The organism is Ligilactobacillus sp., assembly GCF_036846325.1.
Classification (GTDB): Bacteria; Bacillota; Bacilli; order Lactobacillales; family Lactobacillaceae; genus Ligilactobacillus.
Map to the genome: position 1 here is coordinate 1 of NZ_DAIUCE010000020.1, position 1,547 is coordinate 1,547.

The following is a 1,547-nucleotide window of genomic DNA, read 5'->3' on the forward strand; positions in this document are numbered from 1 at the left end:
CCTGCACATTTGCTTATCGAAACTTTGTTCAGTTTTCAAAGATCTGTTTCGTAAGCCGCTCGTTGCGACTTCTTGATTATATCATCAGCAGCTTATCTTGTCAACAACTTTTTTAAGCTGTTTTTCGATTCAATCGAACAAAATGATTAGCCGACCAAATTATTATCGCATCTTTCAAGAAGAATGTCAACAACAATTTAAATTAATTTTATGTCGCTCAATCGCAACAACTTTATTATCTTACCACGTTCAAACATATGCGTCAACATCTTTTTTTGAACCCGTTTATCTAAAAAGTCGATTGCTCAATCAGCGACCTTTTTAGTATACCACGTTAAGCAAAAATAGCAAGTCATTTTTCCAAAATAATTTATCTATTTGAATGTTAATTTGGAATTCATCTAATTTCCTAAAACGATTCATGCTTTTGGCACTGAATTTATCTGAAAACTAAAAAAGAAGCCAAGAATATTCTTCTTAAGCTTCCTTTCAAGTTATTTTCCCTCAGCGATATCCTCTAGGGCACTTTTGACCCATCCGTCAATTCTGCTTGCAATCGGCGCAAAACCTTCATGAACGTGACGGTTCGTCCAATACTTCTTATGCGACGAATGCGTTGTCGGGACTTCAAAATCAAAAGGCTTCTCCAAGCATCGCACTGACAGCGAAATCTTCTGGGTGTACTCGTCAATATCAATGATCATGACCTTAACACGCTGACCGATCTTGAGATAGCTACGGATATCATCGATAAAGCCATGCCTGCACTCTGAAATGTGAATCAGGCCCTGCGTCTTATCATCCAATGCGACGAATGCACCGTATGGCTGAATGCCCGTGACTTTGCCATCAAGGACCATCCCAATACGATAATTCACACGCATTTCCTCTATTCTTCAATTTCGACGCCGACAATCACGACATCATCTTTCGGCTTGTCTCCAAACGTCGTTTCAACTGCTGCAATCCTGTCGACGACATCCATCCCTGAAATCACTTGTCCAAAGACCGTATGTCGATGATCAAGCCAGGGAGTGCCGCCATCCTTGTAAGCTTCGATGATTTCCTCCGGGTAGCCGGCTTCCTTCATCTGATCGAACATTTCGTCCGGAATGTTCTTGGCCTGGACGATAAAGAACTGACTTCCGTTTGTGTTCGGACCGGCATTTGCCATCGAAAGGGCACCGCGAATGTTGAATAATTCATTTGAAAACTCATCTTCAAAACTCTTGCCATAAATGCTCTCACCGCCCATGCCCGTACCGGTCGGATCTCCGCCTTGGATCATGAATCCATTGATAACACGGTGGAAAATTACGTTGTCATACTTTCCTTCCTTTGACAGACCGATGAAATTTTCGACCGTCTTCGGAGCCTGTTCCTTGAACAAGGCCAGCTTGACATCGCCCATATTAGTCTTGACCGTTGCCTTGACTTCGGCGTTTTCTGCATCTAATTGCGGAAATGAACTCATTTTGGACCTCCTGTTTCTATTTTATAATGTATACTCATTATTAAGTATAATGTCTGCTGCAATTATTATCAAT

General features: G+C 41.5%; 2 protein-coding genes. Both read right to left on the reverse strand.

Going from position 1 to position 1,547, the window contains the following annotated elements; genetic code table 11:
• Nucleotides 1-494: 494 nt before the first annotated feature.
• On the reverse strand, nucleotides 495-884 hold the full coding sequence (locus tag V7Z60_RS03415; RefSeq protein ID WP_334116336.1) for a CvfD/Ygs/GSP13 family RNA-binding post-transcriptional regulator: 390 nt from the start codon (nucleotides 882-884) through the stop codon (nucleotides 495-497).
• 5 nt (nucleotides 885-889) lie between these two features.
• On the reverse strand, nucleotides 890-1,474 hold the full coding sequence (locus V7Z60_RS03420; RefSeq protein ID WP_334116337.1) for a peptidylprolyl isomerase: 585 nt from the start codon (nucleotides 1,472-1,474) through the stop codon (nucleotides 890-892).
• Nucleotides 1,475-1,547 lie beyond the last annotated feature (73 nt).

Coding starts and splice junctions, on each gene's coding strand:
- V7Z60_RS03415 (WP_334116336.1), bottom strand. CDS start 884: ATGCGTGTGAATTATCGTATTGGGATGGTCCTTGATGGCAAAGTCACG.
- V7Z60_RS03420 (WP_334116337.1), bottom strand. CDS start 1,474: ATGAGTTCATTTCCGCAATTAGATGCAGAAAACGCCGAAGTCAAGGCA.